16 protein-coding genes are annotated in these 19,713 nt (G+C 49.9%); all 16 read left to right on the top strand.

Features of this window, described 5'->3' with window-relative positions:
- The first annotated feature begins 16 nt into the window (after positions 1-16).
- The 16 genes from rpoZ (at position 17) to AC9UFE_RS00585 (ending at position 19,694) form a co-directional block, all read left to right on the top strand.
- Positions 17-271, top strand: coding sequence for a DNA-directed RNA polymerase subunit omega (gene rpoZ / locus AC9UFE_RS00660; protein WP_509524188.1), 255 nt, complete (start codon positions 17-19; stop codon positions 269-271).
- Positions 272-285: 14 nt separating this feature from the next.
- A complete protein-coding gene (coaBC, locus tag AC9UFE_RS00655; protein WP_509544677.1) occupies positions 286-1,506 on the top strand; it encodes a bifunctional phosphopantothenoylcysteine decarboxylase/phosphopantothenate--cysteine ligase CoaBC in 1,221 nt (406 codons plus the stop codon).
- Positions 1,503-2,696: a methionine adenosyltransferase gene (metK, locus tag AC9UFE_RS00650; protein WP_509544674.1), complete on the top strand. Its 1,194-nt coding sequence runs from the start codon at positions 1,503-1,505 to the stop codon at positions 2,694-2,696. The genes coaBC and metK overlap by 4 nt, the downstream gene beginning before the upstream one ends.
- Positions 2,697-2,698: 2 nt before the next feature.
- Positions 2,699-4,624 carry a primosomal protein N' family DNA-binding protein gene (locus AC9UFE_RS00645; protein WP_509544671.1) on the top strand — a complete coding sequence of 642 codons (1,926 nt, stop codon included), beginning with the start codon at positions 2,699-2,701 and terminating at the stop codon, positions 4,622-4,624.
- 1 nt (position 4,625) lies between these two features.
- Entirely contained in the window at positions 4,626-5,555 is a 930-nt protein-coding gene (fmt, locus tag AC9UFE_RS00640) for a methionyl-tRNA formyltransferase (protein WP_509544668.1), read from the top strand.
- Positions 5,555-6,904 carry an RsmB/NOP family class I SAM-dependent RNA methyltransferase gene (locus AC9UFE_RS00635; protein WP_509544665.1) on the top strand — a complete coding sequence of 450 codons (1,350 nt, stop codon included), beginning with the start codon at positions 5,555-5,557 and terminating at the stop codon, positions 6,902-6,904. Before fmt ends, AC9UFE_RS00635 begins: the two co-directional genes overlap by 1 nt.
- A 7-nt stretch (positions 6,905-6,911) precedes the next feature.
- Positions 6,912-7,562: a ribulose-phosphate 3-epimerase gene (gene rpe / locus AC9UFE_RS00630; RefSeq protein ID WP_509544662.1), complete on the top strand. Its 651-nt coding sequence runs from the start codon at positions 6,912-6,914 to the stop codon at positions 7,560-7,562.
- A gap of 49 nt (positions 7,563-7,611) precedes the next feature.
- Positions 7,612-9,123, top strand: coding sequence for a chorismate-binding protein (locus tag AC9UFE_RS00625; protein WP_509544659.1), 1,512 nt, complete (start codon positions 7,612-7,614; stop codon positions 9,121-9,123).
- On the top strand, positions 9,120-9,650 hold the full coding sequence (locus tag AC9UFE_RS00620) for a hypothetical protein (RefSeq protein WP_509544656.1): 531 nt from the start codon (positions 9,120-9,122) through the stop codon (positions 9,648-9,650). The genes AC9UFE_RS00625 and AC9UFE_RS00620 overlap by 4 nt, the downstream gene beginning before the upstream one ends.
- Positions 9,651-9,688: 38 nt before the next feature.
- Positions 9,689-9,910 (top strand): DUF6704 family protein, encoded by a 222-nt coding sequence (locus AC9UFE_RS00615; protein ID WP_509544653.1) that lies wholly within the window; start codon positions 9,689-9,691, stop codon positions 9,908-9,910.
- Complete coding sequence (locus AC9UFE_RS00610) at positions 9,911-10,690, top strand: indole-3-glycerol phosphate synthase TrpC (protein WP_509544650.1); 780 nt, start codon at positions 9,911-9,913, stop codon at positions 10,688-10,690.
- Between the two features lie 9 nt (positions 10,691-10,699).
- The gene (gene trpB, locus AC9UFE_RS00605; RefSeq protein ID WP_509544648.1) at positions 10,700-11,893 is read left to right on the top strand and encodes a tryptophan synthase subunit beta; all 1,194 of its coding nucleotides are present in this window, start codon (positions 10,700-10,702) and stop codon (positions 11,891-11,893) included.
- Complete coding sequence (trpA, locus tag AC9UFE_RS00600; RefSeq protein WP_509544646.1) at positions 11,894-12,673, top strand: tryptophan synthase subunit alpha; 780 nt, start codon at positions 11,894-11,896, stop codon at positions 12,671-12,673.
- Between the two features lies 1 nt (position 12,674).
- On the top strand, positions 12,675-13,583 hold the full coding sequence (lgt, locus tag AC9UFE_RS00595; RefSeq protein WP_509544644.1) for a prolipoprotein diacylglyceryl transferase: 909 nt from the start codon (positions 12,675-12,677) through the stop codon (positions 13,581-13,583).
- 104 nt (positions 13,584-13,687) lie between these two features.
- A complete protein-coding gene (gltB, locus tag AC9UFE_RS00590) occupies positions 13,688-18,241 on the top strand; it encodes a glutamate synthase large subunit (protein WP_509544642.1) in 4,554 nt (1,517 codons plus the stop codon).
- Complete coding sequence (locus AC9UFE_RS00585) at positions 18,234-19,694, top strand: glutamate synthase subunit beta (protein ID WP_509544640.1); 1,461 nt, start codon at positions 18,234-18,236, stop codon at positions 19,692-19,694. Before gltB ends, AC9UFE_RS00585 begins: the two co-directional genes overlap by 8 nt.
- Positions 19,695-19,713: the final 19 nt, after the last annotated feature.

Genomic DNA, 19,713 nt, shown 5'->3' with positions numbered 1-19,713 from the left:
TGCAGGGAAGTTTGTCATGTCAGAAAAGCTTGAAGGTATTGTCTCTCCGTCCATCGACAACCTAATGGACCGCGTTGACTCAAAGTATGAGCTTGTCATGTTCGCTGCCAAGCGGGCACGTCAGATTAACGATTACTACTCTTCGCTCCACGAAGGATCTCTCTTTAGCAACGTTGGACCGCTAGTTGATGTCACCATAGACGAAAAGCCTCTAACGATTGCCCTCAACGAAGTTGATCAGGGTCTTCTGACCAAGAAAAATCTAGACTAAACGGCATTAATCAATTGGCTAACGTAGTCATTGGTGTTACAGGCGGTATCGCAGCTTACAAGTCTGCCGCTCTAGTGCGACTCTTCACTGAAGCCGGTCATAGCGTTCAGGTTGTAGCAACCGCTAATGCCACCAGGTTCATCGGTACCGTAACCTTGGAAGCCCTTTCGCGCAACAAAGTTCAAATTGTTGATCCAGATCTGTTTACAGACGTTGAGAGTGTAAAGCATGTTGCTCTTGCTAAATCAGCTGATCTAATAGTGGTAGCACCCGCAACAGCTTCGTTCTTAGCGAAAGTTACCGCAGGTATTGCTGATGATCTTTTGACCACCACAGTACTTACAGCAACCTGCCCGGTGATTATTGCTCCCGCTATGCACACTGAAATGTGGGAAAACCGTGCGACTCGGCAAAACATTTCGACGCTCAAGGATCGAGGTGTAATCATCGTCGATCCAGGGGTTGGAAGGCTGACGGGGGAGGATAGTGGTGTCGGTCGCTTGGCGGAGCCAGAGAGCATTCTGGCTGCGGCAAATGCGATTCTTGGTGAAAAAATTCTCGCTGGGGTTCGGGTTCTTGTTACAACCGGTGGCACAAGAGAGAGAATTGATCCAGCTCGCTACGTTGGAAATTATTCTTCAGGTAAACAAGGTCTGGCGTTTGCGAGAGCCGCACTTGAGATGGGCGCTCGTGTGAATGTGATTGCTGCAAATGTCGACCAAACTCTACTGATGGGACTAGAGATTGAAAATGTGGTCAGCGCCAAAGAGCTTGAGAAGAGCGTTAATCAAGCAATAGGAAGTTTTGACTTGCTGGTCATGGCAGCAGCTGTCGCGGACTACAGACCAACGAGTGTGGCTAGTGAGAAAATCAAAAAGATTGTCGCCGGCGAGAACATTGAGATCTCACTTACTGCAAACCCCGACATCGTTGCAGCTGTCTCTGCCAAACTTTCAAGCTCGGGTTCGGGCGCGGTCGTTGTGGCATTTGCCGCCGAATCAGGGGAAGAGCTTGAGTCTCTGGCAAGGACGAAATTGGGATCAAAAAAGTGTGACTTTGTTGTTGCAAATAGCATTAGTTCTGGCGAGGTGTTCAATTCAGATGAGAACTCTGTTGTGTTGGTCTCAAAGGACGGATCATCAAGGTTCTCAGGCTCAAAGACGGAGGTCGCAAGGGCTGTTCTTGAGATCGTTTCCAGTAAAGTTGTTAGGACACTAAAAGGGGATTCCATTTGAGTAAGCTACGTCACTTCACATCCGAGTCGGTCACCGAGGGCCATCCAGATAAAATCTGTGACCAGATTTCCGACGCCATTCTTGATGCAATGCTTGCTGAGGACCCAAACGCTCGTGTTGCTGTGGAGACAATGGTTACTACCGGTTTGGTTCATGTTGCGGGTGAGGTTTCAACCTCTGGTTACGTAGAGATTCCAGCAATCGTTCGAAAGACTGTTCTTGACATTGGTTACAACTCTTCGAGTATCGGCTTCGATGGCGCAAGTTGCGGAGTGTCAGTTTCAATAGGACAGCAGTCCCCCGACATCGCTCAGGGTGTTGATTCAGGTCTCGAAGTACGTGACGGCGGATCGTCCGACCCCTATGAGCTTCAGGGTGCAGGAGACCAGGGCCTGATGTTTGGCTACGCGAGCAATGAAACCAGCAATTACATGCCAACCGCAATTGCTCTCGCGCACAGGCTCTCTGAGAGATTAGCTATGGTTAGAAAAAGTGGCCAGGTGGACTTTTTAAGACCTGATGGAAAGACTCAGGTGACAATCGGTTACGAGGGCGTTACACCACGCACGGTTGAAGCCATTGTGGTGTCCTCTCAGCACAACGATAAAGTTTCTCAAGCGCAAATCCACGATGCCATACGCGATCAGGTTGTCAATCCGATCCTTTCCGATTCCGGCCTTGATTTTTCAAAAGCAAAGCTCTTCATAAACCCCACAGGAAATTTTGTTATTGGTGGACCACAAGGAGATGCCGGTCTTACAGGGCGAAAAATTATCGTCGATACATATGGTGGAGCGTCACGCCACGGCGGCGGTGCCTTCAGCGGTAAAGACCCATCGAAGGTTGACCGCTCTGCTGCCTACGCTATGAGGTGGGTAGCGAAGAATGTTGTGGCATCTGGAGCTGCCGATCGAGCCGAAGTGCAAGTGGCTTACGCAATTGGTGTCGCTAATCCTGTAGGTATTTACTTGGAAACTTTCGGGACCGAGAAGGTGGACACTCAATTAATTGAGAAAGCAATCAGGGAGATCTTCGACCTTCGACCGCGCGCAATCGTTGAGTCACTGGATCTACTAAGACCCATTTATAGACAGACTGCCGCCTACGGACACTTTGGACGCGAACTGCCTGAATTCACTTGGGAGAAGTTGAATCGAGTAGAGGAACTTCGTTCTGCCCTGAAGCTGTAAGCATGCCAGCAGTTGCAAGGGTTGCCGTAGTTTCAAATCTTCCACAGCTGGACAAACTCTTTGATTATCTGGTGCCAGATGAGCTTGCTTATCAAACGCATGTTGGATCGAGGGTAAAAGTTCCTTTTGGTAAAGGGTTAAAGATCTACGATGGGTTTGTTATTGAAATCGATTCCACATCGAACTTTGCAGGACAGCTTACAAGCATCCAAGAAGTAATAGGTTCCAAACCCTCTCTTTCCTCCGAGCTCATTGAGTTTCTCCAGGAACTTGCGATCCGTTCCGCATCCTCTTTGGGCGAGATTCTAAAACTAGCTGTTCCACCGCACATGCCAAGAGCATTCAAATCTCACAGTGGCGCGACAGTTGCGTCACAGATTCCCCAGATAGAACCCTCATTGATTAACCAGGGTCAGGTTCAAGAGCTTGTAGTCCAAGGATCTAGACATGCCGTTCTTGCCAGGCCAGGAATTTCCTCTGTGACGATTGGAGCAGATAGTCGCAGCTTCCCTAGTTGGGTGCAAACAATGTGCTCGATAGCTGCAATAAACATTCTGGCTGGAAAGTCAGCAATTCTCGCTGTTCCGGATTTTCGAGATCAGGAAATACTTCTTGAGGCACTTGACTTTTGTAATCTACAAGTTTTCATTGCAAACTTCTCTCAGGAGCAAACCAAATCCAAGACATATGAGGCATATCTAGGCGCATTAGATGAAACACCGCGTGTCATTGTTGGTTCGAGATCGGTCATCCTTGCGCCAGCTTACCAACTTGGATCTATAGCAATTTTTGATGACGGGGATCATAGCTTCACTGATCAATCAGCTCCGTATCTGAATACCCGTGATAGCGCTTTGCTAAGACAAAGCATTCAGAAGTGTTCCCTAATATTCCTGTCGCACTCCAGATCCACCGATATTCAGCGGCTTGTTGAAACCGGTTACCTTACTGAATCCTCTGAATCCTTTCCAAAACCAAAAATAGCTGTTTCTGAACCAGGCTTTCGAGTCGACTCTCATGCATACAAAGCAATCAAAAAGGGTTTGGATGCAGGCTCAGTTCTAGTTCAAGTTGCATCCAGGGGAGAGTCCACTGCGCTGTTTTGCGCCTCCTGCGACAAGAAGATTTTTTGTCAAGTGTGCTCTGGTCCGGTTTGGGTTGATGGTTCCGGAGCTAGAAAGTGTCGCTGGTGTAACGCATTTTCACCAGCTGGTGCCTGCCAATGCGGATCCCTCGAGATCAGCAAGGGAAGAGCTGGGGCATCAAGGACGGCTGCCGAGCTAGGACGGGCATTTCCAGGTGCGAAAGTTGTGGAGTCAACAGGCGACAACAGAATTCTCAGAGTCAACCAGGGCAGAACACTAGTTATTGCAACTGCTGGGGCTGAACCTTTTGTTGATAGTGGCTATAGATCAGTGGTGATGCTTGATGCTCAAGCCCTCCTGTCTAGACAGAACCTCAGGGCGACCGAAGATGCGGTGAGGCTTTGGTCTAACGCAGTTTCGAAACTTGCAGTAGACGGCGAAGCCGTTCTTGTTGGTGTGTCGGGAGCACTGTCACAGAAGTTCTGTCTTTGGCAACAAATCGAGATTGCTGCTGACGAGCTTTCATCTCGGAGAGAGCTTATGTTGCCACCTGCTCTTCGACTAGGAAGCATTGCTGGGACCCAGGCTTTACTTGTGGAGTTGGCCCAATCGCTGACATCCTTCGGAACGGTAAAGGTACTTGGGCCGGCGCCACACTTCAAGGGAAATGACACAACTGAGTGGCGACTAATAGTTAAGTACAGCTATTCGGATACCGTTGAGGTAGCAAAGCACCTTCGCGGTGAAGCCATTCGATTGTCTCGTGGCAAGTCCGTTCTTGCCTCCTCAGGCAGGGCAGTCAGAGCCTTGAAGGTCCGGATGAGTGACGGAGATGTTGTTTAGCATGTCAAATAGTTTGAGAGTGGTGTTTGCGGGCACGCCGCACAACGCCGCTTTTACTCTAGAGACTCTTGTGAAACAAGGCGTCCACATTGTTGGCGTTCTCACCAGAAAAGATGCTCCTGCTGGACGCTCGAGGGAACTCGCACCATCGCCAGTATCTATGAAGGCTCAGGAGCTAGGGATAGAAGTCTTCAAGTCAAACACCATAGACAACTTAGCTCTTGCGTGGTTAAAGGCACTTAGCGCTGACATTGGAGCTGTAGTTGCATACGGAACAATCTTCAAGCTACCCGTATTGGAGGTGCCAAGGTTGGGCTGGCTGAATCTTCACTATTCTCTTCTTCCAGAGCTACCTGGCCCCGCTCCAGTTCAGCACGCAATTTTGCAAGGAAGAAAAAATACCGGTGTGACAGTATTTCGGCTCGACACTGGCATCGACACTGGACCAATAGTCTCAAGCGCTGAATTAGAGATCAAGGACACAGACACGGCTGGCGAACTTCTCGCCAGGTTGACAGTAATCGGTTCAGGTCTGCTTACCGATGTGCTTTTGGCTGACGAGTCAAAGTTATCGAGTGCACAAGAGCAGAGCATCGCAGAAAAGACAGCAACTGCCTCGAAGCCAACTCGAGAACTTGCGAAGTTGGATTTCAGCGGCGACGCTACCACGCAACTAAACAAGATCAGGGCAATGAATCCAGAACCCATGGCTTGGTTCGAATTCAATGAAACATCTGTTCGGGTTATTCGAGCAAGGCAATTGTCGTTTTCATCCGATCAAGCAGTGGCGAGGGTCGTGGATAAGGAACTCGTCGTGGGATGCAAAGAGGGCTCCTTGGTTCTAGAGCTGGTTCAACCAGCAGGTAAATCCCAGATGTTAGGCGCTGATTGGTTTAGAGGCCTGCGCGTTGAGAATCTTCGATTCTCCTGATGCGTGCTTTAGCATTTGAGCTACTCAGGCGCGTCGAGGAGGATGACTCCTATGCAAACCTGCTCTTACCAAAGCTCCTTGAAGATGCGAAAGTTGATTCCAGAGATGCCGGATTTATTCAAGAGCTCTCTTTTGGAACACTTAGAAACAGGTTGTTCTATGAGAAAATTATCGAGATAGCTTCTTCTCGTGACATCAAATCAATTGACGCTTACGCTCTTATCGTGCTGTTGCTAGGTGCTCACCAGATTCTTGGAATGCGGGTTCCGGCCCATGCCGCAATAAACGAGTCTGTAAACCTAGCCAAAGAGAAAGCATCAAAGTCTGCGGTTGGATTTGTAAACGCTGTTCTTCGGAGGATCTCTGAAAAATCTCGAGATCAGTGGATAACCAAAGTTGCAGATCTTGAAGGGTCACAGGACGAAAGACTCTCATTGATCTATTCGCACCCGTTGTGGATCGTGAAATCCTTGAGAGCTGCTCTTGAGAGTCGGGGGATTGGAGAGTCAATTGAGGGACTCTTAGTTGCAGACAACACAGCGGCAAAAGTATCAGTTGCAGCGCTTCCTGGCTTTGCAAATGTCGGGGAACTTTCTGATATTGGAACCCAAGGAAGCGCGAGTCCGATTGGTATGGAACTTAGTGTTCCACCGTCTCGAGTCCCTCAGATTCAAGCTGGTCACGTCCGCGTCCAAGATCAGGGCTCACAGCTTGCTGTTCTAGCGCTATTAGCGGCCGAGATATCAATTGAAGACACTAGATGGCTAGATCTTTGCGCAGGTCCAGGTGGCAAAGCGGCTTTAATGTCAGCTGTTGCCACACAGAGATCGGTGTTGTTCGAAGCTAATGAAGTCTCTTTGCATCGAGCGAAGCTGGTTGAGCAAGCACTAAAGCCAATCTCAAATATCAAAGTGAGTATTGGCGATGGTCGAAGAATCGGTGCTTCAGGGGAAAGATACACTCGTGTGCTACTAGACGCTCCCTGCACTGGACTGGGGGCACTTAGGAGACGACCTGAATCGCGCTGGCGGAAGAAGCCAACTGACATTCCTGAGCTATCGAAGCTCCAAAAGGATCTCTTCGAAGCTTCTTGGGACGCTTTGTTACCAGGTGGCGTGCTAGGTTACGTCACCTGTTCACCGCATCTAAGTGAAACCACCGCGTTGGTGACTTGGGCGGAATCTAAGTTCCGGGACAACATTGAACTACTTCCCGCAAACGACATTCTTAACGAGATCACCCCGGATCTCGGTCTTGATACAGGATTTAGAACCGCACAGTTGTGGCCACACATCCATGGAACGGACGCCATGTTCATTGCCCTGTTTCGCAAAAAGGTAAAGTTGTAGGGTGAAGATGAGAATCGCGCCAAGCATACTAAGTGCTGATTTTGCCAACCTAGAGGCTGAGCTAAGAACGATATCTGGATCAGACCTGATACACGTTGACGTAATGGACAACCATTTTGTCCCTAATCTAACTATCGGGGTTCCTGTCGTGGCGCGACTACAGGAGATCACTACTGTGCCGCTCGATGTCCATCTCATGATTGAGAATCCGGAACGATGGGCTGGAAAATACGCGGAAACTGGAGCTTCCTCGGTCACCTTTCACCTCGAAGCTGCCTCAGACCCAAAAGAAGCAATTTCTCAGATTCGTAGCTCGGGCGCGAAAGTGGGAATCGCGATCAAACCGGGAACGGCTTTCGAGAAAGTTGCCGACTTGCTTGAGCACGCCAACATGTTATTAGTCATGACAGTTGAGCCCGGTTTTGGAGGACAAGGGCTGATTGAGTCAGTGATACCTAAGATTTCGCAAGCTCGGGATTTCATAACAAATCGTGGCCTCGAAGTGTCGGTGCAGGTTGATGGAGGAGTAGGGCTATCTAACATCGCCGATTTAGCACGTGCTGGTGCAGACACTTTTGTAGCGGGCAGCGCGGTGTTTTCCGAGGCGAACCGAAACGAACGAATAAGTGAACTCCGGCTACTTGCTGAGTCGATCTAATGCTGTCAACAGCTAGCCTTTGCCTTTCTTGCGTCAAGGTGTTTGCTTTATGATCTCACTCGACGAAGCCAGGAAGCTTTCGGAAAATTTTCGCGTCATACCCCTGGTCACGACTTTGTTCTCGGGTAGCGAGACCCCCCTTTCCATCTTTGAGAAACTAGCCGGCGACTCCACTGGCTGCTTCCTTCTAGAGTCAGCCGAGCAAGGTGTTTGGTCTAGGTATTCATTTATTGGGGTGTCTAACCTAGGGATGCTTCTAAAGCAAGCGTCGGAAGTGCGCTGGATCGAATCAGAGCCAAGCGAAACCAGTGACGTCGTTTCAACCTTGATCGCAGGATGCAATGGACTAGATGCAATCGAATCGATCCAGAGATTCTTCAGGGCTGCACCAACGCCAGGACTTCCTCCACTGGTGTCTGGGATGGTCGGGTTTCTAAGCTGGGCAGTAGTCAACGAGATCGAAGCTGTGCCAAGTCCAAAAGCCGGCTCCTACGAGATTCCTGAGATGGCGTTTTCTTTATTGCGAGACTTGGTCGTGGTGGATCACTCAGATTCAACACTGAAACTTATTTCTAACTTGTACCTAACTGACGGTGTTGACATTGGTCAGGAGTATGCAAAATCAGTAGCTAGGATCGAGAAACTGAAATCCGAGCTCCTGTCGACACAGCCACCATTCATTGCGGAAATTGACACTAATGCGCCTCTCGACTACAGAAGAAGCACAAGTGATCAGGAATTTATCGAGATGGTCGAGCAGGCCAAGTCCCGTGTGGAGCTAGGGGATGTCTTCCAAGTTGTCGTATCGCAGCGCTTTGAAATGGAAGTCACTGCATCCGCCCTTGATGTCTACAGAAGGCTGAGAGCGCTAAACCCAAGTCCGTATATGTATCTACTGAATCTCGCCGACTCTAACGGCGTCTTTTCCTTGGTGGGATCTTCACCTGAGGCCTTAGTGAAGGTTAATCAGGACTCCGCGGTGCTGCACCCAATCGCGGGTTCAAGACCCAGAGGTGCAACTGGTGAAGAAGATTCGATGTTCGCCGAGAGCTTGCTAGCCGACAACAAAGAGCAAGCTGAGCATCTCATGCTTGTTGATCTCGCTCGAAATGATCTGCTAAAGGTTTGTGTTCCGGACTCTGTATCTGTTACGGAGTTTATGTCGGTGGAGAAGTACAGCCACATCATGCATCTAGTTTCAACAGTTGAGGGGAGAATCTCCTCCGGTCGCTCTGCAGTTGATGTCGTTCGGGCAACTTTTCCTGCTGGAACATTATCAGGCGCGCCTAAGCCAATGGCGCTTTCGGTTATACACGAACTTGAACCCATGAACAGAGGTCTCTTTGGTGGAGTGGTTGGATACTTCGATTTTTCCGGCAATGCGGACTTGGCAATAGCAATTCGCACAGTCGTCTTGCGTGATGGTAAGGGTTACGTCCAAGCGGGAGCAGGTGTCGTGCTTGACTCCATACCAGAATCAGAGAACCAAGAGACAATCTCAAAAGCCTCAGCACCGCTCAAGGCGATTGCAATGGCAAACTCCATGAGGAAACTATCGTGACAACTGTTCAAGCGTCCCTCGGTTGGCTAGCTTGTTTAGCTTTGCTTGCGATAACGGCGGGACAGAGCTGGCAAAGCTTTGAGGTTTCAGAAAGCGCTGGAGGAGGCGATATCCACATCAGTGGTTTCCTAGCTTTCCCGGTCATTGGAACGCTTATCTCTTTACAGGTTGTCACTATTTTGATTAGCTTTCTTGTCAAACCATTGATCACAAGAATCTTGGCGGGTTCTGTATTGCCACTTCTGGTATGGAACTTTATTGATGTATTGCTAAATTCACTTGATCAGATCCAGAGCACCGTTATGAGGGTGCTTGCTGATCAGACCGGTGTAATTGAAGAAGTTTCCACTTCGGAATTCTTAGTGTCCAGCTCAGACGCCGGTTTCACCGGCGCGTATCTCTTGGCGCTAGCCCTAAATGGAATGGCTTTGGCATATCTTGCACTCGTAGGACTCAGGAGTCCGGCCATCAAATCGAGAAAGGAAAAGAGTCAGCTTCCCGAGAATCTTTGGAGCAGTCAGAACTGAAATTGAACTGATAAAGTTATAGTGAAAGAGGAGAGATTATGACTACAAATAGTGCCGAACCAGGCCACGGAGACTCAATTGCTGCATGGGCTACAGTAACCGTAATTATCGTTGCCTTCTCCCTCGGAACACTGTTTTTCTGGCTAGACCAGGCCCTTTTGGTCTGGGCTAGCGCCGGATTAGCTGGATTCGGATTAATTGCTGGCTGGTATTTGAAACGCGCAGGTTATGGCGTTGGCGGATCGAAGTCTAAGAACTAATTGCTCCAAGATTTATTCGCTGGGGCAATTAAGGACGCCGCTGAACGCGAAGAACTAGTCCCAGTTAAACAGCTTGAGAAATTGGCTCTACAGGCTGCAACAGCAATCTCATACGAGCAGCATCTACTGAGCCCTTCAAATATCCGAGTGATCGCGGAGATTAAGCGAGCTAGCCCATCGCGCGGAAGTATCGCCACGATCGAAGATCCTGCGGCGCTTGCCAAATCCTACGAGGTTGCGGGTGCGGGGGCAGTAAGTGTCTTAACCGAGAGAATAAGTTTCCTTGGCACTTTGCATGATCTCGACGAAGTTCGAAAAGCCACTAGTGTCCCGGTTTTGCGCAAAGACTTCATCGCAAACGAGTATCAGGTACTCGAGGCTCGCGCTCACGGAGCAGATCTAGTGCTCTTGATAGTTGCCGGCTTGGATCAAAAGACTCTGTTGAGACTAAAACTCCTTATAGAACAGTTGGGAATGGCGGCGCTTGTTGAAACTCACTCCGAACAGGAGGTTCTGCGTGCTTGCGAGATCGATTCGAGACTCATCGGAATCAACGCCAGAGACCTGGATTCTTTTGAGACAGATCGAACCTTGTTCGGCAGGTTGGCTTCTTTGGCTCCCTCTGGTGCCATCAAGATCGCAGAATCGGCAGTTAGGAACGTATCTGATGTTCAAGAGTATGCGTCCTACGGTGCTGATTGCGTCTTAGTGGGCGAGGCGCTTGTAATCGGTAACGCGTCTGAATTGGTTAGCTCTTTTAGCGAAGTCGCAAAGCCTTAGGCTTATTACATGTCGGAGAAACTCGCGGATCAAGTCGGGCCATATTTTGGCGAGTTTGGTGGTCGTTTTGTTCCTGAGTCGCTAATTGCCGCGTTGGACGAACTTGATAAGACCTATCAGGAAGCAAAGAGCGATCCTACTTTTATTGCTGAGCTAGCACATCTGCACAAAACCTATACCGGTCGTCCTTCAATACTTACCGAGGCCCCAAAGTTTGCCGCCACCATTGGAGACATAAGAGTCTTTCTAAAGCGCGAGGACCTAAACCACACTGGCTCGCACAAGATCAACAACGTTCTGGGTCAGGCGCTACTTGCCAAAAGAATGGGCAAGAGAAGAATTATTGCTGAAACTGGTGCTGGGCAGCACGGAGTTGCTAGCGCAACAGCCGCTGCACTGCTTGGGCTGGACTGTGTTGTTTACATGGGAGAGGTCGACACCGTCAGGCAGTCGCTGAATGTTGCCAGAATGCGACTTCTTGGGGCTGAGGTTGTTGCTGTCAAAACGGGAAGTCGAACTCTCAAGGATGCAATCAATGAGGCTTTGCGTGATTGGGTAGCCAACGTCAGTGGTACTCATTATCTTCTTGGCACAGTTGCAGGCCCACATCCTTTTCCAACAATGGTTCGCGATTTCCATTCTGTGATTGGAACTGAGGCTAGGCAGCAGATGCTTCTAGAAACAGGGTCACTGCCAGACGCGGTAGTTGCTTGCGTGGGTGGAGGATCCAATGCAATTGGAATTTTTCATGCTTTCCTAGATGACAATGTCCGACTTGTTGGCATGGAAGCTGCTGGAGATGGGGTTGCCACTGGAAGGCACGCGGCCACACTAAGTGCCGGACGTCCTGGGGTACTACATGGGGCGATGAGTTATCTGTTACAAGATGAGGATGGTCAAACCCTCGAATCACATTCCATTTCCGCTGGTCTTGATTACCCAGGCGTTGGCCCCGAGCATTCGTGGTTGAAAGATATCGGTCGCGCGGAGTACATACCAGTCACCGACTCAGAAGCTATGGAAGCGCTCAGAACTCTTAGCAGAACTGAGGGAATTATCCCCGCCATTGAAACTGCTCATGCCCTTGCCGGTATTGCACAACTAATTCCAACCTTGAAGCCAGGCAGTAAAGTTCTTGTAAACCTCAGCGGCCGAGGGGATAAGGACATGGAAACTGCCGCTAAGTATTTTGGGTTGGTCTAGATGAGTAGAACTGAGGCAACACTTCGAGCCAATAAGAATTCTGGTGGTTCCCTGATTGGCTATTTTCCAATTGGCTATCCAACGATCGATGATTCAATCGAGGCAGCAGTGGCAATGTGTGAGTCTGGAGTCGACATTCTCGAATTAGGCATCCCTTACAGTGATCCAGTAATGGATGGACTGGTGATTCAAAAGGCAACTGAACAAGCTCTAGAAAATGGCTTCCGGTTAGCGGATGCTTTCGATGCAATCAGAAAGATAACTTCTAGGGTTCAGACTCCAGTTTTGGTCATGACCTACTGGAATCCTGTTCTTTCTTACGGTGTGGAACGTTTTGCCTCCGATCTTGCAGATTCTGGAGCAGCTGGGGCCATAACTCCTGATTTGATCCCAGATGAGGCGGCCAAGTGGATCGCTGCGACCGATGCTCACAATCTTGATCGCGTGTTCCTAGCGACTCCCTCGTCGAGTGACTCGAGAGTTGGAAACGCGAGCTTACGCTCACGCGGTTTCGTCTATGCGGTTTCTACGATGGGCATCACTGGTGCACGCGAGGACCTTGATTCCCAGGCGAAGTCTGTTGTTTCTAAAGTCCGAAAAAACTCTCCGGAATCGGTCACCGCTGTTGGCATCGGAATCTCAAGCGAGGACCAGGTAAGACAGGTAAACAGCTACGCGGATGGAGCAATCGTTGGTTCATCCCTTATCGCGGCCTATGCAAGCTCGGGACTCAGTGGACTTACAGCTAAAGTAAGAGAATTGGCAAAAGGAAAGAGCTGAAATGAATCTGTTCAACATCGTAACTTCAATCCCATCACCAGATGTGAGCTACATTGAACTCGGACCTCTAAGAATCCATTTCTACGCACTTTTTATCCTCACTGGAATCATTCTTGCGCTGCTACTTACCGAGTCGAGACTCAAGGCCAGGGGAGTAGAGGCTGGGGTTGCATTGGACGTTTCCTTCTGGGCCATTCCTTTCGGAATCCTTGGTGGCAGATTTTTCCACGTAATCACACACCCCAATGATTACTTTTATCAGGGCGCTGACCTTCTAGCACCTTTTCGTATATGGGAAGGTGGCCTAGCAATCTACGGAGCTCTGTTGTTTGGCGCGCTCGGGGCCTACATAGGCTCAAGAAAATCAGGAATCAAGTTCACTTCTTATCTTGACGCCGTAGCCCCTGGAATCTTGCTGGCTCAGGCTATTGGTCGTTGGGGTAACTACTTCAACAAGGAACTTTTTGGGTTACCCACTGACCTGCCATGGGGGTTGGAGATTCCGATCCCAAATGCTGCTATCCCTACAGGGCTACCCGAGGGTGTTCTTTTTCATCCAACATTTTTGTACGAGTCAATTTGGTCTCTAATTGGTGTTGCCCTTCTGCTTGCAGCCGATAAGCGCTTCAACCTGCGCTGGGGTCGAATGATTGGTCTTTACTTTATCTATTACTCAGTAGGCAGAGTTTGGGTCGAGGCTATCCGGATAGACCCTAGCGAGATTGTTCTTGGCTTACGTATCAACATTTGGTCGGCCATTGTTGGAATTGTTGTGGGTCTAGCTGTGATGATTATTTCCTACCGCAAGCACACAGGTATCGAGATTTCTGCGTATCTAAAGGGCCGCGAGCCAAAAGGCATGGATGATCCGGCAGCCGAGCCTGAGGATAAGCTAGTATCTGAGAAGTAGCCCTACAGGGCTAATTTGGCATCACAAGTGCCTGGTTCCAGTTTTCTAACTGTTTTTGCGGGCCAGCGTTGTCCCTTCATATTTTTGAATGGAGAAAACGCGTAATGCCGATGTCACCCTTTGAGCGATATGGCAATTGGCCAAGCTCTGGTTTGTATCAGCAGGATTCCGAGAAGGACGCCTGCGGGCTTGCGCTGGTTGCGACCCTAAGGGGCACTCCAGGCCACGATATTATCAAAACCGCACTTGACGCACTCAGAAACCTTGAGCACCGTGGTGCCATCGGGTCCGACGCTGGCACCGGCGATGGCGCGGGAATCCTAATACAAATCCCAGACGCTTACTTTAGAGATGTACTTGGTACCGATCTTCCTGCAATAGGCGAATACGGTGCGGGATTGGTTTTCGAGTCTTCTGAATCAAGTACCCGCCAGAAAGAACGTGAGCACTTTGCTTACTTGGCTCAAAGTGAAGACCTTGAGGTTTTGCAGTGGCGGGATGTGCCAACAAATCCAGATGTTCTTGGAAACCTGGCAAGAGAGGCAATGCCCTTTATTGGTCAAGTATTCGTCAAGAGTACTTTGGGTCTGACTGGTATTGAGCTAGAGCGAAAACTTTATCGTCTGAGAAGAGCTAGTGAGAAAACCATTGGCGTTTACCACCCTTCGCTATCTAGCAAAACAGTCGTTTACAAGGGCATGGTTACAACTTTGCAGCTTGAACCGTTCTTTCCAGAGCTAAGTGACCCGCGAATGGTTTCAAAGCTAGCGCTCGTTCACTCCAGGTTCTCGACAAACACCTTTCCGTCTTGGCCACTTGCCCACCCTTATCGCATGATTGCTCACAACGGAGAAATCAACACCATTCGAGGAAATCGAAATTGGATGAAGGCTCGAGAGGCCCAGTTGCAATCTGAGGTGCTTGGTGATATCGAGTCTCTAAAGCCAGTTATCACCAAGGGCGCTAGTGACAGCGCATCGTTTGATGAAGTGTTAGAGCTTCTGTATTTAGCAGGCAGGTCGCTACCTCACGCCATGATGATGATGATTCCAGAGGCCTGGGAGTCGCAGCAAGGAATTGATCCTGAGAGAAAAAGCTTTTACGAGTATCACTCCCTGATGATGGAGCCATGGGATGGTCCGGCAGCCGTGATATTCACAGACGGTGATTTGGTTGGCGCGACACTTGACCGTAATGGTCTAAGACCCGGTCGATACCTGGTGACGGAGGATGGTCTAGTTGTCTTGGCCTCCGAGGCAGGCGTTGTTGACATTGACCCTGCAAAGGTTGTTCGTAAGGGAAAACTGCAGCCAGGCAAGATGTTTCTCGTTGACACCCTAGAGGGTCGAATAATCGAAGACGAAGAGATCAAGTCTCAGGTTGCGTCCTCGGATCCTTGGGATAGCTGGTTATCGGACAACAGAATCAATTTGAGGGATTTGCCTGAAAGAGAGCACATCGCGCACACTTCATCCTCGGTGAATCGCCGTCAGAGAACTTTCGGTTTCACCGACGAAGAGCTACGGGTACTACTTATGCCCATGGCAAAAAATGGAACAGAACCACTTGGAGCCATGGGCTCAGATACTCCAATTGCGGCAATCTCAGATCGTCCACGTTTGCTCTTTGACTATTTTGTTCAGCAGTTTGCTCAAGTAACAAACCCTCCTCTAGATGCGATTCGCGAGCAGGTGGTTACATCTCTGGCTACCGGTATTGGTCCAGAAAGAAATCTTTTGAGCGCAGGTCCAAACCATGCACAGCAGGTGATCATAGATTTTCCAGCGCTCAGCAACGATGAGCTTGCCAAGATCAAGCATATTGATGAGATGCCAGGTGGAGGGGAGGCATTTGTTGTCCGAGGTCTCTACCGACTCTCGGAAGGGAACAAAGGCCTTGAAGAGCGTCTTATCCAGATATATGCCGAAGTTGATCAGGCCATTGACGATGGTATTACCTATTTGGTTCTCTCGGATCGGGATTCCAATCGTGACCTTGCTCCAATACCATCGCTTCTTCTAACATCTGCCGTTCATCACCATCTGATTAGGACTGGACGACGCACCATGGTCGGGCTGGTGGTTGAAGCCGGGGATGTTCGCGAGGTGCATCATGTTGCAGCGCTGGTCGGTTACGGTGCAGCGGCAGTGAACCCATATCTTGCTCTTGAGTCGGTTGAGCTAATGATCCGAGAGGGTCGTATTCAAGGAATAAGCCTCGAGCAAGCAGCCAAGAATCTCATTTCCTCCTTGGGTAAGGGTGTTCTTAAGATCATGTCCAAAATGGGAATCTCTGCGGTGTCCTCATATAGCGGGGCACAGTGCTTCGAAGTCATAGGTCTGAATCAAGATGTTGTTGAGAGGTACTTCTACGGCACCACATCCCAACTTGGTGGCATCGGCATGGATGTTTTACACCAAGAGATTGCAGCTAGGCATGCAAGCGCTTATCCAGTGGAGCGAGCTGTGAATGTGCACCAGTCGTTAGATGTTGGAGGGGAGTATCAGTGGCGAAGAGAAGGCCCACCTCACCTGTTTAACCCCGAAACTGTTTTCAAACTTCAGCATGCAACCCGTGAGAAGCGTTTTGACATTTTTAGGCAATACACCAAGCTAATTGACGATCAGTCTTCCCGGTTGATGACCCTTAGGGGATTGTTCAAATTCAAGGATGGAGTTCGTCCACCGATATCTATCGACCAAGTTGAGCCAGTCAGTGCAATCGTAAAAAGATTCTCAACCGGGGCAATGAGCTACGGATCAATCTCGAAGGAAGCACACGAAACACTGGCCGTTGCCATGAATAGCATCGGCGCGCGATCGAACACCGGTGAAGGTGGCGAGGACAATGATCGCCTTCTGGATCCAGCCCGAAGAAGCGCGATAAAGCAGGTGGCTTCGGGCAGATTCGGTGTTACTAGCATGTACCTTACGCACGCCGATGATCTACAAATCAAAATGGCACAGGGTGCAAAGCCCGGTGAAGGTGGTCAACTAGCGGCAAACAAAATCTATCCATGGATAGCCAAGACAAGACACTCCACGCCAGGCGTTGGTCTTATCTCGCCGCCACCGCATCACGATATCTATTCGATCGAAGACCTGAAACAGCTGATCTTCGATCTAAAAAGATCAAACCCGGTTGCTCGCGTTCATGTAAAGCTGGTTAGTCAAGTAGGGATAGGAACAGTTGCCGCTGGAGTTGTGAAAGCAAAGGCAGATGTTGTCTTAGTGTCAGGTCACGATGGGGGAACCGGCGCTTCTCCCTTGAACTCCCTAAAACACGCTGGAACCCCCTGGGAGTTAGGTCTTGCCGAGACGCAGCAAACCCTAATGCTTAACGGCCTTCGTGATCGTGTGTCGGTTCAGGTGGACGGGCAGATGAAAACTGGACGCGATGTAGTTATAGCCGCACTGCTTGGCGCAGAGGAATTTGGTTTTGCAACCGCACCACTTGTGGTTTCGGGCTGCATCCTGATGAGGGTATGCCATTTGGACACCTGTCCTGTTGGTGTCGCGACTCAGAACCCATTATTGAGAGAGCGATTTACTGGTAAACCTGAGTTTGTTGTCAACTTCTTTGAATTTCTTGCCGAAGAGATCCGTGAGATCTTGGCAGCTCTTGGCTTCAGATCAATAGAAGAAGCTGTTGGCCACACAGAGTTGCTTGATGTGGATAGCGCAATTTCTCACTGGAAGGCCGATGGTCTTGATCTGTCACCAATTCTTCAAGGTTCAGGTATGGACGATTCTGCGCCTAGGTCAAAAAAGGTTGATCAGAATCACGAACTTGAGAAGCACTTCGATCAAAAGCTAATCACCCAAGCAAGTAGGGCCTTGCTGGATTCTCAGCCAGTGTTCATCGAAGAGGCGATTCGCAATACCGAGCAAGCCGCGGGAACACTTTTGGGTCATCATGTCACCGTCGCGTTTGGTGAGGTGGGATTGCCAGAGGCAACGATTCATGTCCGCCTACGAGGCACCGCTGGTCAGTCCTTCGGAGCCTTTATTCCAAGCGGAATCAAGCTCGAGCTCTTTGGTGAAGCCAACGATCATGTTGGTAAAGGTCTGAGCGGTGGCACGATTGTTGTCCGGCCAGACGAGAACGCAAGCTTTCCGTCAAACGAGAACATTATTGCTGGAAACGTTATCGGATATGGCGCCACTTCTGGAAAGCTTTTTCTATCAGGTGTTGTTGGGGAAAGATTCATGGTCCGAAATTCCGGTGCCACAGCCGTAGTAGAGGGGGCAGGAGATCACGCTCTTGAATACATGACCGGTGGTCGAGTGGTGATACTTGGGGCTGTTGGAAGAAACCTTGGGGCCGGAATGAGCGGGGGCTACGCCTACGTTTACAAACTAAGGGATTCAAGTGTTAATGCAGAAGCGCTTCGCGGGGACGAGCTCAGACTGCTAAGCCCCTCAGCTGATCAAGCATCCGAACTACGGGAATTGATTGGGCTTCATGAGTCTGAAACCGGGTCAAGAATTGCACGGTTGATTCTTGAGAACTTCGAATCTGAACTCGCGAATTTCACGGTGGTTATGCCCACTGACTTCGCAAGCGTTAGAGAGATACTCGCTGATGCAGAGTCAGCAGGCATAGATCCAGATGGGGCGGAAGTTTGGGGCAAGATTCTGGAGGCAACCAATGGCTGATCCAAGAGGTTTTCTAAAGATCACTGATCGCGAGGTAGCCAAACGCCGACCGGTTGACGTTCGAATCATGGACTGGAAGGAAGTTTATGAACGTCGTGAGTCGGGGGTTGTAAGGGCGCAGGCCGGAAGATGCATGGATTGCGGAGTCCCATTTTGCCATCAGGGCTGTCCATTGGGGAACTTGATTCCTGAATGGAATGACGCCGTTTGGCGAGAAGATGGTTCTTCGGCCATTGAGCGTTTGCATTCAACAAATAACTTTCCGGAGTTCACAGGACGACTTTGCCCGGCGCCATGCGAGTCGAGTTGTGTGCTGGCCATCAATCAGCCAGCTGTCACGATTAAAGAAATTGAGGTGTCAATCATTGATGACGCTTTCGATAACGGTTTCGTTTCCGCCCATCCTCCGGAGAGGCTTACCGGCAAGACTGTTGCGGTGGTGGGTTCAGGGCCAGCAGGTTTAGCGGCCGCACAGCAGCTTGCCAGAGCTGGTCACACTGTTGCGGTTTTTGAAAGAGATGATCGAATAGGTGGCCTACTGCGCTATGGGATTCCTGATTTCAAGATGGAAAAGCGTCACATAGATCGTAGGCTCGCACAGCTTGAGGCCGAAGGTGTGAGGTTTAGAACCGGTGTAGAAATCGGCAAGCAGATCAGCTGGGAAGATCTACTGCGAAGATACGACGCAGTTCTGGTCGCCACCGGCGCATCGGTGCCTAAGGATTTGCCAGTTTCCGGTCGAGATCTTGAGGGGATTCATTTCGCGATGCCCTTCCTTACTCAGGCAAACCGAGTTGTTGCTGGCCTAGGCACTGAGAATCAAGTATCCGCCGAAGGAAAGCATGTGGTTATCCTTGGTGGCGGTGACACTGGAGCGGATTGCCTAGGAACAGCCACTAGGCAAGGAGCAAAGTCGGTTACCACTCTGGCTATTGGAATGAAGCCGCCTGAAGCAAGATCAGCGGAGCAGCCGTGGCCGACATTTCCGAACCTGTACGAAGTTTCTAGCGCGCACGAGGAATTCGGCGAGCGGGAGTTCCTATCTTCAACAATTGAGTTCCTAGGGGAGGAGGGTGTCGTTAAGGGCATCCGTGTTGCCAATACCCAAATAGTTGCTGGTAAGCGTGTTCCCACCGCCGGAACAGAGCGGATAATTGAAGCAGACTTGGTGCTTTTGGCGCTTGGCTTTGTGGGTCCAGAAACAGTCGGTCCCTCAAAGGGACTCGACCTTGGATTAGAATTGGAGAGTACCTTTGCAAGAGCGGATGATTTCTCAACCGATGTTCCAGGACTTTTTGTAGCCGGAGATGCGGGGAGAGGCCAGTCTCTAATTGTTTGGGCGATAGCTGAGGGGCGGGCAGTTGCTGCCACGATCGATCGTTATCTAGAAGGAACCACGGATTTGCCCTCACCGGTGCGGGCCTCAGACCAACCAATATCTGTTTACACCTAAACGTTCCAAACAAAGAAGA

The sequence above is a fragment of the Rhodoluna sp. genome (genome assembly GCF_044239955.1).
GTDB lineage: Bacteria > Actinomycetota > Actinomycetes > Actinomycetales > Microbacteriaceae > Rhodoluna.
This window is presented reverse-complemented; position numbering and strand designations above follow the sequence as displayed.